The organism is Formosa sp. F44 (assembly GCF_056238645.1).
Window position 1 is genome coordinate 1 of the sequence record NZ_JBWDLJ010000007.1, and the last position, 17,226, is coordinate 17,226.

The 17,226-nt window shown below is 34.1% G+C and carries 14 protein-coding genes and 1 riboswitch; of the genes, 8 read left to right on the forward strand and 6 right to left on the reverse strand.

Features of this window, described 5'->3' with window-relative positions; genetic code table 11:
* Window positions 1-114: 114 nt before the first annotated feature.
* Window positions 115-2,436, reverse strand: coding sequence for a chondroitinase-B domain-containing protein (locus AC0UBM_RS17260; RefSeq protein WP_475689463.1), 2,322 nt, complete (start codon window positions 2,434-2,436; stop codon window positions 115-117).
* Window positions 2,437-3,160: 724 nt separating this feature from the next.
* On the opposite strand from AC0UBM_RS17260, the gene AC0UBM_RS17265 reads away from it, so the two are divergent.
* The 3 genes from AC0UBM_RS17265 (at window position 3,161) to AC0UBM_RS17275 (ending at window position 5,275) form a co-directional block, all read left to right on the forward strand.
* Window positions 3,161-3,613 carry a hypothetical protein gene (locus AC0UBM_RS17265; protein WP_434035774.1) on the forward strand — a complete coding sequence of 151 codons (453 nt, stop codon included), beginning with the start codon at window positions 3,161-3,163 and terminating at the stop codon, window positions 3,611-3,613.
* Entirely contained in the window at window positions 3,610-4,056 is a 447-nt protein-coding gene (locus AC0UBM_RS17270) for a hypothetical protein (RefSeq protein WP_434035773.1), read from the forward strand. Before AC0UBM_RS17265 ends, AC0UBM_RS17270 begins: the two co-directional genes overlap by 4 nt.
* Before the next feature lie 94 nt (window positions 4,057-4,150).
* Entirely contained in the window at window positions 4,151-5,275 is a 1,125-nt protein-coding gene (locus AC0UBM_RS17275) for a peptidoglycan DD-metalloendopeptidase family protein (RefSeq protein ID WP_475689464.1), read from the forward strand.
* Window positions 5,276-5,297: 22 nt separating this feature from the next.
* Here AC0UBM_RS17275 and AC0UBM_RS17280 read toward each other — a convergent pair whose 3' ends face one another.
* From AC0UBM_RS17280 to AC0UBM_RS17300, 5 genes are all read right to left on the reverse strand, one after another.
* On the reverse strand, window positions 5,298-6,317 hold the full coding sequence (locus AC0UBM_RS17280) for a cytochrome-c peroxidase (RefSeq protein WP_475689465.1): 1,020 nt from the start codon (window positions 6,315-6,317) through the stop codon (window positions 5,298-5,300).
* Window positions 6,318-6,384: 67 nt separating this feature from the next.
* On the reverse strand, window positions 6,385-7,221 hold the full coding sequence (locus AC0UBM_RS17285) for an MbnP family protein (RefSeq protein ID WP_475689466.1): 837 nt from the start codon (window positions 7,219-7,221) through the stop codon (window positions 6,385-6,387).
* A gap of 44 nt (window positions 7,222-7,265) precedes the next feature.
* Window positions 7,266-9,251: a TonB-dependent receptor plug domain-containing protein gene (locus AC0UBM_RS17290; RefSeq protein WP_475689467.1), complete on the reverse strand. Its 1,986-nt coding sequence runs from the start codon at window positions 9,249-9,251 to the stop codon at window positions 7,266-7,268.
* 4 nt (window positions 9,252-9,255) lie between these two features.
* On the reverse strand, window positions 9,256-10,179 hold the full coding sequence (locus AC0UBM_RS17295) for a hypothetical protein (RefSeq protein WP_475689468.1): 924 nt from the start codon (window positions 10,177-10,179) through the stop codon (window positions 9,256-9,258).
* Window positions 10,180-10,495: 316 nt separating this feature from the next.
* On the reverse strand, window positions 10,496-10,864 hold the full coding sequence (locus AC0UBM_RS17300) for a hypothetical protein (protein WP_475689469.1): 369 nt from the start codon (window positions 10,862-10,864) through the stop codon (window positions 10,496-10,498).
* A 254-nt stretch (window positions 10,865-11,118) separates the two neighbouring features.
* Between AC0UBM_RS17300 and AC0UBM_RS17305 the strand changes: the two genes are divergently transcribed.
* The 5 genes from AC0UBM_RS17305 to AC0UBM_RS17325 all read left to right on the forward strand — a co-directional run bounded on the left by AC0UBM_RS17305 (window position 11,119) and on the right by AC0UBM_RS17325 (window position 17,141).
* On the forward strand, window positions 11,119-12,033 hold the full coding sequence (locus tag AC0UBM_RS17305) for a glutaminase (RefSeq protein ID WP_475689470.1): 915 nt from the start codon (window positions 11,119-11,121) through the stop codon (window positions 12,031-12,033).
* A gap of 254 nt (window positions 12,034-12,287) precedes the next feature.
* On the forward strand, window positions 12,288-12,716 hold the full coding sequence (locus tag AC0UBM_RS17310; RefSeq protein WP_414034216.1) for an FKBP-type peptidyl-prolyl cis-trans isomerase: 429 nt from the start codon (window positions 12,288-12,290) through the stop codon (window positions 12,714-12,716).
* 147 nt (window positions 12,717-12,863) lie between these two features.
* Window positions 12,864-13,442, forward strand: coding sequence for a DUF922 domain-containing protein (locus AC0UBM_RS17315; RefSeq protein ID WP_475689471.1), 579 nt, complete (start codon window positions 12,864-12,866; stop codon window positions 13,440-13,442).
* A 235-nt stretch (window positions 13,443-13,677) separates the two neighbouring features.
* Window positions 13,678-13,865, forward strand: a riboswitch (cobalamin riboswitch).
* 201 nt (window positions 13,866-14,066) lie between these two features.
* Entirely contained in the window at window positions 14,067-15,341 is a 1,275-nt protein-coding gene (locus tag AC0UBM_RS17320) for a ribonucleotide-diphosphate reductase subunit beta (protein ID WP_414034214.1), read from the forward strand.
* Window positions 15,342-15,344: 3 nt separating this feature from the next.
* A complete protein-coding gene (locus tag AC0UBM_RS17325; RefSeq protein WP_414034213.1) occupies window positions 15,345-17,141 on the forward strand; it encodes a ribonucleoside-diphosphate reductase subunit alpha in 1,797 nt (598 codons plus the stop codon).
* The last annotated feature ends 85 nt before the right edge of the window (window positions 17,142-17,226 follow it).

Consider the following 17,226-nt stretch of genomic DNA (forward strand, 5'->3'; position numbering starts at 1 on the left):
CTTTACACTGTTACATATACGAATCTGCAGAGAAATGAAAAGATTGAACAAAAAAAAGAGCTTACATATCGTAAGCTCTTTTAGTAGTATAACAAGTATGATTTACTAAAACAATTAGTACATCAATTTCATTTTTAGATTTTGCTCTGTTTTAACTTCACCAGAGTTATCTATAGTATTATTTACAGACACTTGTCCTTTTTCTCCCCAAAGCACAATAATGTAAGAAACCGCATTGTCTTTAAACGTGTTCCCATTAAAATCGATGTTTACAATTCCACGAGTTTGTAATAAAATTTTACTTTCCTCTTTAGAGCCACTGTTTTTAAAAGTATTGTTTTTTAATACTAAAGTACCACCAATACTAGACTCGTCGTAACCACCTCTATAGTAGTTTAGGACGTTTTGGTCTACATTATCGAACGTTGAGTTTTCAATCGTTACAAACTCTGCACTGTAATCTCCTTTATCGTCATCTTCTCCTGCTAATAGAATTCCGTTTGTACAATCTTTAATAGTTGAATTTGAAACGACAAGAGAATCGGCTAAAGATCCTTTATACGTTCTTAAAACACTAGAGAATTTAGATACTTCACTATTTTTAATTTTCAACTTATAAACAGTCGACATGTTTTTCTCTAAGGTTGCGAATGCATCTTGAGTTTTAGATCCTTCGATAGCTACATTTTCTAAATTCAAGTTTCCCTTAGGTAACATTTGGAATAACGCGGTATTTGAAGCTCCACTATATACAATCTTAGCTTTTTTCTTTCCAGCAGATTTAATCGTAATATCTTTATCTATTTTTATAGTTTCAGATACTTTGTATGTTCCAGACTTTAATTCTACGATATCTCCTGACTTAGCATCAACGATTGCTTTAGCAAGGGCATCAGCTGAAGTTACTTTAAAGGTTTTAGCCTTTACTTTTTTATCACTACGGTCTAACCATTTTGGTCCGTATTGTGATTTATTGATTTCAACTTTACCTTTATCATCAAAAGGAAATGTTACTGCACCAATAGCACTATTATCAGTTCTGTCGTTTCCTACAAGATCTTTAGATATTTGTTCGAAATCGAATCCATTGTATACATCATTGAATGCTTTTGAAGGCGTATAGAACCAATCATTTACTTTGTTTACTGTAAAGTCTTCTTGTGTTAAACCGCCATTAGTATCAATACCACTTACATCTTTAGTATTTAAGATGTTATTGTAAAAACTTACACCATCAACCTCATCGTAAGCAAAAATTGGCTTAGTCTCGTTTGCATCGTGATTATAAATTAAGTTGTTTGCAACAATAGTACGTGTTGGTCTTGCAGAACGTAATTCGGTTGCAGGTAATACATCACTTTTATCAGAATTGTTTCCTACACTAAATTGTAAAGGTGAGATACAATCGATAAATGAGTTATAAGCAATGACAACATCTGTTACTTGGTTGTAACGGTTTAAAGGTGATTTAGGTATTCCGTTCATCACTGCAATGGCACTTCTAAAATCGCTACCAATAATTTTGTAGAAATAGTTATTTGTTACCCAGTGTCCTGTATTTACAACACGAACACCTCCAATTGCTGTCGAGTTTTCGTTTCCGATAAATACGTTTCCGTCTACTTTTGCATAGTTTCCGTGACGTAACACTAAAGAACCTTCACTTTCAAAAAAGATGTTATTTGTAAATTCGTTAAAGTTAGATTTACTAGAAATTATTTCTACTTCACCATTACATCTTTCAAATAAATTATTAGACACCTGAGTGTATGAAGGCGTCATAGACGTATAACTATCTCCTAACTGTATAGTTTCTCCGTGAGGTCCACCAGCTCTAGGTCTTTCACCAAAATAGTTATTTATAATTTTATGGTGATTATTAATGTTTTCGTTACCGTTTAAGTATATTCTTAATGTTGGTCCAGGATTAGATTTCCCAGCAATGTAACAATTACTTAATTCGTTGTGTCTTCCGTAGAATTGAACCCAGTTGTCTTTTTCTTCACGATCTGGTTGAGTAAATCCTTCGATAACACAATTGGTAATTTTACTGTGATTTGCTACACTTTCATTATCGGTTCTAAAATCGATAATGGTGCTTTTAGGTGTAAACCCATTTCTGAAGTATAATCCAGAAACTTCTAAATATTCTCCAGATAATCTAAGTCTAGATTGTCCTTCAATAAATACTTGTCCTGGAGTTTCTGCCTCCAAAACAATAGGATGAGCTTCTGTTCCTACACCTTTAAATTTAATAATAAGGTCTGTCCAAATACCATTAGCCATAACGATATGGTCACCTGGTTTTGCAGACTTAATTGCTTGGTCTAATTCCTTCTCATTATTTACCATAGTCTTCCCAGCTTGAGCGCTAGCTTGAACTGTAAATAAAATAGAAAGGATTAAAATTGAAATCGTACTTTTAATTGCGTTCATTTGTTTTATAGATTAAATTGGTTAACCAATTTGGTGAACCAAAAATACAAATTCTATGATTACTATTCAAGTAGATTTAAATAAAGTTAATTAATAACTCTTATTTATTCTGAAAATATATTATTTACAAAGTTTTTAACACGTTTTTTGAGGATAATATTAAAATAAATCGCGGGTTCATATTCCGACCCTAATTATTAATAGGAGATACTTCTTAAGAACTTTTATTTTTTTCATGGATTAAATATTCCTCCTTTAATGCTATGTAGCACCTCTCATATTTTTTAACTTCGCATAAAAAAATAAAATTGTAATTAACCAGCTAAGAACGTTTGTAAAACAGAGTCTTCTATTATATTTCTAATTAGACACCGGAATTATGGTGTTGTAAGTTTCTATTTTAGAAAACGGAATTATAATACAACAGTGCTTTAGATCTCGTTTGTTAGCTCATAATAGATTCAAATTCTTTATCAAGTATTAGTAAGTTTCTTTTTTGAGAGGCGCTATAAATGCGTCCATAAACACAGGACGATACACTGAATTTGATTGTTATGCTTAAACACATTAAATGATTAAGCCTTTTAAAAATCCTAAAACAGCAAGAAAAACTCATAAAGCTGTACAGGTCTTCTCAAAATTAGCCATCATGTGCGTTCTCACACTATTTTGCATAATGATAGTTTTAGAAAAATACGAAAGGAATGCGCTAAACTCTGGACTTATGATATCGCTTATTATAGTGGTTATGTGGTTAGGATATCGGTATTTAGATGTGCACCAAAACGAATACACTTACGAAGAACTTTTAGTAGTGCTCTGGGTGCCAATTGGCGCCATAATTTGCTACATACTTAATGTTTATGGTCATTTAGGTGTTGTTTTATCCACTGCAATTACAGGAACAGTAGCATCCTTCCTACCCGCATTAAATAAAAAATCTGACTATTTAAAAAAGTTACCACCTGCCATTTATTGTGGATCGTTTGTGGGCATGTCTAGTTTAGAAATTGCGCCCTCAATTGAGTTTGTAGTACTTGCTGGTATGTTATCTGGTGTCTTTTTACTCTTATCTAAAAGTATATTTCAAGGTATTGGTGGTAAATTAGGTATGGTTGCTTTTGGAGGTGTGCTTATGGTCTCTTTTGTGTATTGGTGTTATTTATGGATAGTATGATAAACAATCTTATAATAATTATAACAGGAATTTTAGGTGCTACGTTAACCTTTTACGTTAATGAACACTTAAAACAAGGTGCCGTAAGAGCATCTGCTTTGCTAACGTTAATCGTGAGTCTATTTTTCTATTATTTTCCAGAAGTACTAAATCCGTATCTCACACAAAATATTCCAACGGCGTTTATTGGAGCTTCTTTTGTGGGCATGGTATCTTCTAAAGCCATTATACACTACCGGTGGCTAATTATTGCCGGCATTATTTTTAGTATTATTTATATTAATAAAAGTATGTTCTTTCAAGGCTATGGTGGTGCTTTAGGAACATCGGCTTTTATCGCCTTATTAGCAACCATGGCTATCCCTGTGGTTTTCTCAAAAAAGAAAAAAATCACAAACGGAATTCTGATCTTTCGAAAATGGCTATTTAGAGAAAAAGATTAAAGTCATAGAAGGAAATATTACTTTATAGCGTTTAAAAGAAATTACACACACTTATCATCACTAAAAAATGGTACGATTTATGTTAATTTAAGGTATGAAGCATTTTATAATCATACTTTTAACTTTAGTTGTATTAGCATCTTGTAAACAGGCGCAAAAAATAACCGATGCCATTTCGAAACCTTCGGCAAAAACTGTTTTTGAACGCGATTTTAAAGACAACGACAGTATTTTTAAACACTACGAGAACCGTTATTATAACGCGCAAAATAATGACCTTCAAGTTGAACTCCCAGCTACCATACAATCTAAATCGGACACGTCTAAATTTAATATTTTAGCGTATACCCTAAATTTACAGCAAGGCGAACGCTTTAAACTTGAATCTAATAGTGCCCCTGATAGCTTACAATTGGCAATAGATATTTTTCCATTTGAAAACGATTCAATAGTGGCAGAAAAACCTACGGCATCAAATACAGTAGAGTCTAATAATATGTCCTTCGACGTCTCTGCTAGCAACCGTTATAAGCTTGTCGTTTTTTCTAATCGAAAACACCATAAAAACTTTAGTCTAAAACTATTTACAGAACCTACTATGGCATTTCCTGTAGATGGTAAAAACAATAGTGCAGTACAAAGCTTTTGGGGTGCATCCAGAGGTGGTGGTAAACGCTCGCACGAAGGTATCGACATTTTTGCCAAACGTGGTACGCCCGTGGTTGCATCTACAGATGGGTTTGTTTACAACACGGGAAATCGTGGACTAGGAGGAAAACAAGTTTGGTTACGTGATGGTATATTTGGCCAGTCGCTATATTACGCTCATTTAGATAGCATTGCTGTCGCGAGCGGACGGAGCGTTAAAGTAGGAGATACTTTGGGCTTTGTTGGAAATACAGGAAACGCTAAAACTACGAGTCCCCATTTACATTTCGGAATCTACACTCAAAAAGGTGCTATAGATCCCTACCCCTTTGTTAAAGAAACTGAAACTCCCAAATTTGAAAGTTACACGATATCTTCTCTTGGAGAAACACGTCTTAATAACAATGAACTTAGAGTAAGTCCTGCTGTAAAAAGTGAAAAAATTAAAGATTTAAAAAGGGCCACTCCTGTTGAAATTTTAAGCAAAACACAAAATTGGTTTCATATTCGGGTTAATGATACATTAGAAGGGTTTATGCACGAATCTTTAATTACCGAATTGGAGGATTAAAGACGATCTATCTCTATAAAATTTAGTTACCTACAAATTCTTCATCACTTAGGGTCTTCATAAAGGAAATGAGATTATCTTTTTCTTGTTCGGTTAGTACAATTCTATTGTCGTTATCTTTTAAAATAGGATCTAGATTATCGGCGTCTAAAACACCATTACTTAAATAATCTAGAACGTCTCTTAGTGTTTCAAACTGACCAAAACTTCCATAAGGTGCTGTATATTCAATATTTCGTAAAGACGGCACGCGAAAACGCATATAATCGTCTAGCTGACCAGTCACTCTAGCACGACCGGCTTCTTCGTTATCCGGATTTAAAGGAAATCCGATATTTCTATAACTCTGATCGGTAAATAACGCTGTGCTGTGACAACTAATACATTTATCCTGAAATATATTATAACCCTGAGCTTCTGAGTCTGTAAATGTTTCTCCTTCATCTTGATTTACTCTGTCGTATTTACTATTTGCTGAAATTAAAGTATATTCAAATTGAGCGATACTATTATAAATACCGTCTGCTGTGATGCCTTCACCATTAAAGGCTTTATTGAATAATTCCATATAAGAGCCATCGCTTTCTAGTTTGCCTATAACTTCTAAAATTGATGAATCCATTTCTTCGTGAGTGATAATGGGAACTAGCACTTGATCTTCTAATCGACTCATATTTCCATCCCAATTGTATGCTTTCATAAAAGCCATATTCTGTACTGGTGGCGGATTACGAAGTCCTATTCTATTCTCTACACCAACACCTTTTGTATTATGATCTGCAAAGGCATTGCCTTGCATATGGCAACTTGAACACGATATGCTATTATGGATACTTAATTTCGTTTCATTAAATAATTTCTTCCCCAATGCGACACCATATGTTGTAGGTACATTTGTATAGAAAGCACTATTAAGATCTGGGAAACCCAACGGAATATCTAAAGTGATTTCTGGGTTATTATAAGAAATAAGTTCAGCATCATCGTTACTACAAGATGCTAATAACAGTGCAAATGCAATGTTTCTTAATGCGTTTTTCATTTGAGCAAATTATAAAATAAAAAGAGCCGAACTAGACGTCTTGCTTTTCCGGCTCTAACATTTAGGTTTAATTTTCTACTGAAGAAATTGAGAACATTCCTGTAAAATCGCTTACTTGGTTACCACCAATATTATCAACATATTCAGACATGGTTACAGACGTGTGTAAACTAGGTAAAGCATTACTATCGTCTAAAGTAATCGTGTTGGTTTTTCCGCTTAACAGATTATCAAAATCTGCTTCAATATTAATGGTTGGAGCGTTTTCACCGACGATTGCATTGGTAGGAAGATCTAAAGTTATATCTCTATACGCATCATAATATGCATTATAAGTGCTTTCGTCGCCTTCAGTTCCATCTACAGTACTTCCAGAGTGAAAAGACAACACTTTATCTCCCTCGTAAAATCCTTCAATCTTTGTAAAACGGTAACCAGTTCCCCACTCCCAGTGCATTGCTGTATCGTTCGCTCCTGCAGTGGCATAAAAATTTGGATTACTAACTTCGTCTAAAGTATTTAAATCCGATCTCACTCCTAATCCAAAAATAATCTGACTGTATTCCGCAGTTGGAATATCATTTAGCACAAACGTTGCTGTTTCTGGTTTAGATTGATCTACCACTATTGCTCCTGCATCTAAATTGTTAGTATTATACGGAATTTCTGTCCCATCGGCTTGAATTAAACGAACATTACTTATTACATATTTTAGTTCAGAAAATTTGTGAACTTGACCAACTGCCGAAGTATTTTCTGTTTCGTTAAGCACTATAGGCGTTCCTTTAAATGTATTCTCAAATTCTAAAGTTACATGGTTAGCCACGGGCACATCATCGTCGTTACAAGACACAAGCGCTAAAGCGAATACTGGTAATAAAAGGTACTTTTTAAAATTTTTCATAGTTTTTGATTTAATTGATTATTATATTTTTTAGGTATTAATTATTATAAATTTATTTTTAACGACGTAAATATATTACGCCCCATTCTTGGGATATTTCCCCAGTCTGCATACGTGCTGTAGTAGGCATTAAGTACATTTTCGGCACCAACTTGTAAGACTGTTTTGTAATTTGTAATATGAAATGTGTAATCTGCAGATAGATTCCAATTGGTATAAGACGGTGTTTGGTCTTCTCCATATTCCGGACTATAATCTATTTGTTCGAAATCGCCATTAAGCGAGGTTAGAAAGCCAAATTTTTGATACGAAAAGTGCAATGAGGTTTGATAACTTAACGGACGAATAAATGGTAAATTATTTTCATCTTCGTCAAGACCTCGTGCGTAGGTTAGTGTCCCTTTCCAATGTAAATTATCTAAAATAGCATAGTCACCACTTAATGAAAAATTGAATAAGGTCGCAAAATCTAAAGACGTGTATCCTTTAACTCCAACCGACTGATAGTTCATAGGACTTCCTGCACTTAAAATGCGACCAATAATGTAATTTTCGATGTAGAAATAATTCACTTTTGCCTGAATACGTCCTTTCGCATGAGAAAATCCTGCGCTTGCATTGGCCTCGTAAGAAATTTCGTTTTCTAAATTCGGATCTCCTATATAATCATATCTATCAAAACTATTATAGATATAATATCCATACCCTTCGGAAACAGAAGGTGCTCTATGGCCATAACCGCCACCTATAGAAGCATTAAATCCGCCACTATTAAACTGATAGCTTGCGTATAGATTAGGTAAAAACCGTGTCTTCTCTTGTGGTGCTCCCGGATGAAAGATCCAATTGAATTCAATGTATTTAGAATAATTGTAATTCACCCCTAAGGTCCCTCCAAAATTAAGCTGACTTTTTTCAGACATTTCGTAGGAATTGCTCATGGATAATCCTGCATAACGCGTCGTTACCCAAGGCCAGCTATAAGCAAACATGGTGCGCTCGCTCCGATCCTGAGGATACATGCGCATTTCGGCAATCGATAAATTATCGTAAGCGTTTAATTGGATTTCAGCTGTATACCTATCACTTTTTAAGTTCACTTTAGACAATAAACCATAGGTTGTGCTCCAACCCGGCATGTCCATATGTACTAAATTTTCAGGTCGAGTGGTATCGTCCATATAATGTTCAATCGCATTATAATACACTTTAGTATCCCAAACTTTTAGCAGTTTCTCTTCGAAAAATTTCTTGTAGGCCACAGAAGTAATTAAGGCTCTAGACAATGACAAATCCATAGGAAGGGCGGGATAACCAACATCTTTGGCTTTATCGAATATAGCATCTACGCGTACCGAAGACAGTGCGCTAGTTTTATACGCAAGACCTAAAGCACTATTGATTTTTGTGAATTGAGAATGGTTTACCTCATCGTTATTACCATCGGAATAATTATCTGCTTTTCTGTACGAAATACTCCCATCGGCAACTAATTTATCACTTGAATACGATACATTTCCTAAATTAAAAAACTGATTGTTATTAAACTCATAACCCGACTGATAAGCCCCATTCCATTTAGAAATTCTTCCGAATGCTGTACTTTTACGTTTTAAGTCTATACTTCCTGCTACTGTCGCGCCATGCATACTACCTTCTTGCCCTGATTTAATATCTATATCCGACAAATTATTACTTTCGACATACGATGTTACCGGATCCATTTTATCGGTACAGGCTCCAAAAATATGCATCCCGTCTATAGTCACCGTAGAACGTTCGGTACTCATATTATTAAGTAAAGGTTCCCAAGCGTAAGCCCCACGTTTTATAAAGCTTACATGCTCTGAAGACGCTAAAAATTCGTCCACCGAAACAGCCATTTTTAAATCTGTTTTAATTTTATCCTTTTTAGCGGCCACTATTAAAACCTCATCTAAAACCACATCCAAACTATCGTGTATTACTGGTTCGGTTTGGGCATGTACAAGTGTTCCTAATAAAAATAGAGCTAGAGTTATTCTTTTCATTTTTTTAAAATAAAATATCGATATAAAGCTCACTTTTTGCACCTTCTACTCCCGGTGTAAAATCTGTTGGAACTTGTGTGCCTTTTATAATTTTCCCGTTTTCATTCTGTAACATAAAATTCAATGTCCAATTTCCCGTCATCGTATAATTCACAACACCATGATATAAACTATCACTCTGTTGCGTTAAATCCTGATTGTTTGGCGACGAATGATTCCCCATGGAAGCTTCTGGCATTCGCGGATCTAAGTACAAGGTAAAATCGTTAACAATAGAATAAGAATACTGAGACAGATCTGGGAATTCACCTTCCGACTCTGTGGGTTTATTATATTTGTAAATACCTGCTACCAAATCATTTTCGGCAACTCCTGGACTTTGTGGCGATACTAATGCTATAAAATATTGTTCGTTATCACTAGCAGTAAAGGCAGTCATATTTAGATTCATATTCGTTTGTTCTTCAATTGTAATCGGTTGATTAATAGCATACGATTGGGAATTCACGTTAAAATCAATATACGCCTGCCAGCTTACTGTAGTGTTACTTTCGCTCGTAAAAACGGCATAACCAGAATAATACTTTTCTGTACTATTATAAGTTAAGCTGTAACTATGCGGACAAGAGGTTTTATTACCATTGGCATCTGTTAGGATGGGTAAAAAAGTGATTTCGGAATGTTCTAAACTTTCATTGCTTTGCGAATTAATAACTTTCACACGAATGTCATTGTAACCCTTATACAGCGTACCGTTTAACGCCTCTAGACTCATAGTATAATCACCATTAATTACAGAAAGAACCTCTTCAAACTCAAAGTATTCCGTAGTTTCTGTTGCTATTTCAGCTTCATAGTCGGTTTTTTCTATGGTACAGGAAAGCACCACACTGCCTAATGCAATGAGACAAAATTTTGAAAATTTCATTGTTTAAATTATTTAATCTGCGTATACCCGATAGTTATCGAGATCACTCCGATTTGTTATTTATTTTCTATAGACTATTTCTGTAAAATCTAGAAATAGTCCGTTTAAAATCTATTTAAACATAGCAGTACTGGTGCAGTAAAACAGCATTCCTAACATTTTAAACGCGTTTAATACATAACAGGAAATTCTGTAGTTTAAATAAGAAAATAGATGAGGATTGTTTATAAGTATACCATGATGCACTTAAAATAATACGTGCAAATTTAGAGCTGACCGAAATCAACACTGATATAACTTAGAAACATCTGGAGGATTATACTTGTGGCGGATGAAAAACAGAGTCTGTTTCTAGATAGGAATAAGACCTATTATACTTTGAAGTAATTTTTGCAGTATCCGTATATAACATACATGGTGAAAATAAATGATCTGAAATTTTCTGATAAAACACCACCATAGTTTCTATGGATACCTGTTTTTTATCATTTCCAGTCTCGGGAGAATCAGAAATTTTAGCAACTTCTTTACCTAAATGGCACTTTCCATTACATTGCATTTCTACCACTTCTTTGTTTTCACAAAGTTCATTTTTTATATAATCATAAAACGCAACATATTCCACTAAAGGGATTAGTGGTTTAACTAGAAGAAATATAGCTAAAAAAAGTGTTGCTGTTTTCACGTCGCAAATTTCAATATTTTATTTAAAACAACCTAATTTTAAATTATGAATAGCTCGCAACATTGTAGCTTTTAAGAATTTTAAAAAAGCTTCAGTATTAAAAAGGGCAATCAACAGTAAGAGCTAAGCATTAGATGTCATATATACGTTCAAAATGTAAACAGCGATTCATTTTAGTTTCTATTCCTTACATTAGCTATTCTAACTCGCAGTTTATTATTATAACGCAGATATTGCATTAAAAACAAAAGAACGTGGATTTTAAAGACATTATTCAAGACATATACAAAAATGTGAAGGCTATGGAAGATTGTGGCGCACTACCAACATATATTCCAGATTTGGCCGAAGTAGATCCGAACAAATTTGGAGTACACATAACGACTATGGATTGCCAAAATTATGGAGTTGGAGATTGTTACCAAAAGTTCTCCATACAGAGTATTGCAAAGGTCTTATCCTTAATTTTAGCATATAAACTATTAGGTGCAAAAATTTGGGAACGTGTAGATGTAGAACCTTCAGGAAACGCTTTTAACTCTCTGTTACAATTAGAAGTAGAAAAAGGAATCCCTAGAAATCCATTTATTAATGCAGGAGCATTAGTTATAGCAGACATATTATTAAGCGAGCTTAAGCGCCCTAAAGCAGCATTTTTAGCTTTTGTACGTGACATAAGCAATAATGAAGACATTAATTATTCAAGTCAAATTGCGGCCTCAGAAAAAGAAGTAGGATTTAGAAATATAGCACTCTGTAATTTTATTAAATCGTTAGGAAATATTAAAAATAATCCCGCCGATGTGTTAGACTTATATTTTGATATCTGTTCACTGGAAATGCATTGCAAAGATTTATCCGAGCTCTTTTTGTTCTTAGCCAATAACGGTAAAAAAATAACAGATAAAACCCCAATATTAACAGAAACGCAATCGAAACGTATAAATGCACTCATGCAGACTTGTGGTTTTTACGACGAGTCGGGAGAATTTGCTTTTAGAGTAGGTCTACCAGGTAAAAGTGGTGTAGGCGGTGGTATAATTGCCATTTATCCTGACAAATATGCCATTGCTGTTTGGAGTCCGAAATTAAATAAAAAAGGAAACTCTTATAAAGGAATGAAATTTCTTGAAGAATTTACTTCGGTTACCAATCTGTCCATTTTTTAGAATATCTATTATCTGACATTATTTTTACAACTAATTACTATGAACAGACCTCATAGTTAGGTTGTCTAATTGCAATCATTTAAAACAAATATAACCTTAGAAGTAAATTATATAGCTCTTTTTTTTGTTTAGCATTTATTTTTAGGGGTTTAGACGTTAAACCTTTCTTAATTTTCAGACTTTTAGCCTATATTCTGGGTGCTTCCAACTTAAAATCCTAGCTTTGCTTTTTATTAAAACTTTAAAAACAGAGTATGAGTCAAGTAAAAGAGAATGATACAGTAAAAGTACATTACACAGGGAAGTTAAACGATGGTCGTGTGTTCGATAGTTCTTTAGAGCGTGAGCCTATAGAAGTTACTATTGGTCAGGGGATGTTAATTCCTGGTTTTGAAAATGCTATCATTGACATGAAAGTGAACGAGAAAAAAACAGTTGAGATAGCTAAAGAAGACGCATACGGCGACATTAACGAAGAGTTGTTTCATAAAGTTGCAAATGAGCAATTACCACCAGAAGTAAAACCAGAACTTGGAATGGGATTAACTTCAAAAAGTGAAGATGGTAGAGAACACCAATTTAGAGTTGTAGATATTCAAGACGATCATATTGTTGTCGATGGAAATCACCCACTTGCTGGTCAAGCTTTAACTTTCGATTTAGAAGTTATAGAGATTAAATAATAATCTCCTTCTTATATAAAGTAAAAATCCGAACGTATGTTCGGATTTTTTTATTGCCAAAAAGTCTGTTGAAAAATTTTAATTCCCTAAAATAAAAATTTAATTTACCTCCTTTAAAAGTCAGTCAGGATTTACTTTAAAACAGAGATGAAGAACATCTATACCTACTACATTATATCGCTAATCTTTATTACGACTATGAGCACATCTGCGTTTGCTCAGACGTTTAAGAAGGTTGAAAAAGAAACTGATGATGCCATTATTTGGACTAAAGACAGACGATTAAAGCTAACAGATTTTCAAGCAGAAGTAGACGCAACCACCTCAAAAAAAGCACTAACGGGCGCCAATATTATTATTGTACCTAACAGCTATAAAAATGGTGTTTATACCTACCAGGTGTTCGCCAAGTTTCATAAAGATCTGTCATGGATTAATACAACAAGTGCCTATATTTTAAACCATGAACAATTACATTTTGACATCGCAGAACTGTATGCCCGAAAAATGAGACGTGATATTCAAAAGATAAAAAAAACGACAGGAAAAGTATTACAATCCGATTACAGACGCATTCATAAAAGTTTATTTCGATCGTATATCTATTTTCAGAAGCAATACGATACTCAAACACAGTATTCAACAGATCAAGAAGAACAACAACGGTGGAATATAATCGTTGCAGACGAATTGAAAAAGCTCGAAAATTTCAGTCTAGATTTATAACGGATATCTTAATATCTAGCCTGTAAAACGTTCTGCTAAAATAAATAGATTGTAAATTAAATCCCATTGCATTTTTATTTTTAAGAAAGCTTATCCCCTACTCTACTAGGAAGCAACGTCTACTTATAAAATAAATAAGATAATATAACGGATTAGAAATTACTCTTATCTACAATTGTCAATAAGTTCTGATAAGTATATTATTATAACTTATTTATAGTAGATAAATTTACACCCGATTTTAACTTTAAATGGTTATCAAGTTTTCGAATTTGATATTAAAAGGGAATCCGGTGGAATTCCGGAACTGTCCCGCAGCTGTATACTCACGAACGGAAGCTCAAATAAGGTCACTTTTCGAAAGAATGGGAAGACCGAGTGAAAGGAGTTAGTCAGAAGACCTGCCATTTAATATTAATAATTCAATGTGCTTTCGGGGATTGAAGCTGGAGTTAGAAAAGAGCTATGCCATTTACTATGTGTGGTCTCTATCTTATTCTTCCTTGTTTACCTAAAATCAGTATTGCAATTTAAAACTAATGGTTTATTGCCGAGAATAAATACCTCTCAGTGTTTAAAAGGTATTTAATTTAAGGCGAACTAAACCAACTTAATATCGTAAATATGGAAATTATTCAAATTATTAAAAGAAATTTTAAGTCAAAACCATTCGATCTTCAGAAAATTACAGCTGCGGTTACTAAAGCGATGCATGCCGTTAATCATGGTACTAGCGAGGATGCCGCACTTATTGCAAAAAATGTATATGCCGAGCTTTTAGAACGTCGCGATCAAGACAAAGATTACGTACCTACGGTAGAAGAAGTACAAGATATTGTCGAGAAAAAACTTATGCATAGTGAGTTTGTAGATGTTGCCAAAGCGTATATCATTTATAGAAACAACCAAACGCAAAGTAGAAAAAGTAATATTTTCGAAAAACGTATCAATTTAAAACCTTACGAGTACCCTCAATTATACGAATATGTACCAGCTATTCGTCACTCGTACTGGATTCATACCGAATTTAATTTCACAAGTGACATCCAAGATTTTAAATCGGCTTTAACACCTGTAGAGCAAAGTGCTATTAAGAACACCATGCTTGCTATATCTCAAATAGAGGTGGCGGTTAAAACGTTTTGGGGCGATATTTATCACCGTATGCCTAAGCCAGAAATAGGATCTGTAGGTGCTACATTTGCAGAAAGTGAAGTAAGACATCACGATGCCTATTCTCACTTATTAGAAATTTTAGGATTAAATAGTGAGTTCGAAAAATTAAAAAAGAAGCCTGCAATAATGAAGCGTGTCCAGTATTTAGAGACGGCTTTAAAAAATGCAAAAAGCGAGAATAACGAAGAGTATGCAGAATCTGTATTATTATTCTCTTTGTTTATAGAACATGTGTCTTTATTCTCTCAGTTCCTTATCATAATGGCTTTTAACAAGCATAAAAACATGCTTAAGGGAATTTCGAATGTTGTAGAAGCAACCTCTAAAGAAGAACAAATTCATGGCGATTTTGGTATCGACCTTATCAATATCATTAAAGACGAACACCCAGAATGGTTTAACGATACGTATAAGATTATGATTCAGCAACTATGTGAAGAAGCGTATAGTTCTGAAAGTAAAATTATAGATTGGATTTTCGAAAAAGGTGAATTAGATTTTATTCCGAAAGCGGTAATAAACGAATTCATTAAAAATCGTTTCAATAACTCGTTAGAGAGTATTGGAATTGATAAAATATTTGAAATTGATCAGAAATTATTAGCTCAAACGGAATGGTTTGATGACGAAATAATCGGAACAAAACATGGAGACTTCTTTGTTAAACGTTCTATAAATTACAGTAAAAGAGCCCAAAGTATAACTAGCGACGACTTATTTTAAAAAATGGAAAACAACACTTACAATCAAGACCCTGTTACAACAACATCAGAAAAAAATAATGCTCAAAATTTAGTCGATGCTAGACACGCGGCATTACACACTAAAAACGGTACCATAGAAAATGATTCCTTTGGATGGTTAAACGAAAATAGCCGTAAATTTTTAGAATCGGGATACCTTACAGAAGGTGTAAATCCAGAAGAGCGTATTAGAGAAATTGCAGATCGCGCGCAAGACATTTTAAAAATGCCTGGCTTTAGCGATAAATTTTACAACTATATGTCTCAAGGTTTTTATTCGCTAGCCTCTCCTGTTTGGTCTAATTTCGGACAAAAACGTGGCTTACCGATTAGCTGTTTTGGTTCGCATATAGACGACGATATGGGAAACATCTTGTTTACACAGTCTGAAATTGGAATGATGTCTAAACTTGGTGGTGGAACATCTGGATACTTTGGTAAAATCCGTCACAGAGGAGCCGAAGTAAAGAATAACGGAACAGCATCAGGAGCTGTACATATTATGCGTCTTTTCGAATCTATGGTCGATGTTGTAAGTCAAGGTTCTGTGCGTCGTGGTCGCTTCTCTCCGTACCTACCAATAGACCATAAAGACATTATGGAGTTTTTAGAAATTGGGTCTGAAGGAAATGCTATTCAAGAATTAACGCATGGGGTTACGGTAACCAATGCGTGGATGCAGTCTATGATTGATGGTGATGTTGAAAAACGTACAGTATGGGCCAAAGTATTACAAAGTAGAGGTGAAATGGGTTACCCATATATCTTCTTTACAGATAATGCTAATGAAGGTTCTGTAGATGTGTACAAAGACAAAAATCATCCGATTTACGCGAGTAACTTATGTACAGAAATCATGTTGCCTTCAGACGAAAACTGGTCGTTTGTTTGTGTACTTTCTAGTATAAACTTACTTAATTACGACAAGTGGAAAGATACAGACGCCGTAGAAACTATGGTGTACTTTTTAGATGCTGTAATTTCAGAATTTTTAGAAAAATTAGAATCTTATAGAGATTCAGACAGTCGTGAAGACCGCCAAACGTTCTTATTTATGGAGCGTGCTTATAACTTCGCTAAAGAAAACAGAGCTTTAGGTTTAGGGGTTTTAGGATGGCATTCGTTATTACAATCTAAATCATTGTCTTTTGACAGTCAAGAAGCGTTTAACTTAAATAGTGAAATATTTAAAACCATAAAAGAGCGTTCTTATAAAGCTTCAGAAGAACTTGCAACAGCATTAGGAGAACCAGACCTTCTTAAAGGATACGGACGTAGAAATGCGACTCTAAATGCGATTGCACCAACTACATCTTCAGCTTTTATTTTAGGACAAGTATCTCAAGGTATAGAACCAATTTGGTCTAACATTTATGTGAAGGATATTGCTAAAATCAAAACCACTATTAAAAATCCATACTTGGTTAATCTTCTAGAAGAAAAAGGTATGAATACTCCTGAAGTTTGGAACGACATTAGAAGTAGAGATGGTTCTGTACAGCACTTAGATTTCTTATCAGACCATGAAAAGGCAGTATTTAAAACCTATTCGGAAATAGACCAAATGGATATTATTTACCAAGCGGCGAACAGACAAAACCATATCGACCAAGGACAATCATTAAACATTATTGTACATCCAGATATGCCTACAAAAGACATTAATAAAATACATATTAATGCTTGGAAGTTAGGATTAAAATCGTTGTATTATCAACATAGTATGAATGCGGCGCAGAAATTCAAACAAAAGAAAGATTGCGCAAGTTGCGAAGCTTAATTGCATTTCAAGTTATATTTTCAGTGTTAAAAAAGAACCTCAGACTTAAATGAAGTCTGAGGTTCTTTTTTTTAGTACAGATTCA

Bases quoted from the DNA above. Each gene is read 5' to 3' on its own strand.
- AC0UBM_RS17265 (WP_434035774.1), top strand. From the start codon at position 3,161: ATGATATCGCTTATTATAGTGGTTATGTGGTTAGGATATCGGTATTTA.
- AC0UBM_RS17275 (WP_475689464.1), top strand. From the start codon at position 4,151: ATGAAGCATTTTATAATCATACTTTTAACTTTAGTTGTATTAGCATCT.
- AC0UBM_RS17310 (WP_414034216.1), top strand. From the start codon at position 12,288: ATGAGTCAAGTAAAAGAGAATGATACAGTAAAAGTACATTACACAGGG.
- AC0UBM_RS17285 (WP_475689466.1), bottom strand. From the start codon at position 7,221: ATGAAAAATTTTAAAAAGTACCTTTTATTACCAGTATTCGCTTTAGCG.
- AC0UBM_RS17325 (WP_414034213.1), top strand. From the start codon at position 15,345: ATGGAAAACAACACTTACAATCAAGACCCTGTTACAACAACATCAGAA.
- AC0UBM_RS17290 (WP_475689467.1), bottom strand. From the start codon at position 9,251: ATGAAAAGAATAACTCTAGCTCTATTTTTATTAGGAACACTTGTACAT.
- AC0UBM_RS17270 (WP_434035773.1), top strand. From the start codon at position 3,610: ATGATAAACAATCTTATAATAATTATAACAGGAATTTTAGGTGCTACG.
- AC0UBM_RS17280 (WP_475689465.1), bottom strand. From the start codon at position 6,317: ATGAAAAACGCATTAAGAAACATTGCATTTGCACTGTTATTAGCATCT.
- AC0UBM_RS17260 (WP_475689463.1), bottom strand. From the start codon at position 2,436: ATGAACGCAATTAAAAGTACGATTTCAATTTTAATCCTTTCTATTTTA.
- AC0UBM_RS17320 (WP_414034214.1), top strand. From the start codon at position 14,067: ATGGAAATTATTCAAATTATTAAAAGAAATTTTAAGTCAAAACCATTC.
- AC0UBM_RS17295 (WP_475689468.1), bottom strand. From the start codon at position 10,179: ATGAAATTTTCAAAATTTTGTCTCATTGCATTAGGCAGTGTGGTGCTT.
- AC0UBM_RS17315 (WP_475689471.1), top strand. From the start codon at position 12,864: ATGAAGAACATCTATACCTACTACATTATATCGCTAATCTTTATTACG.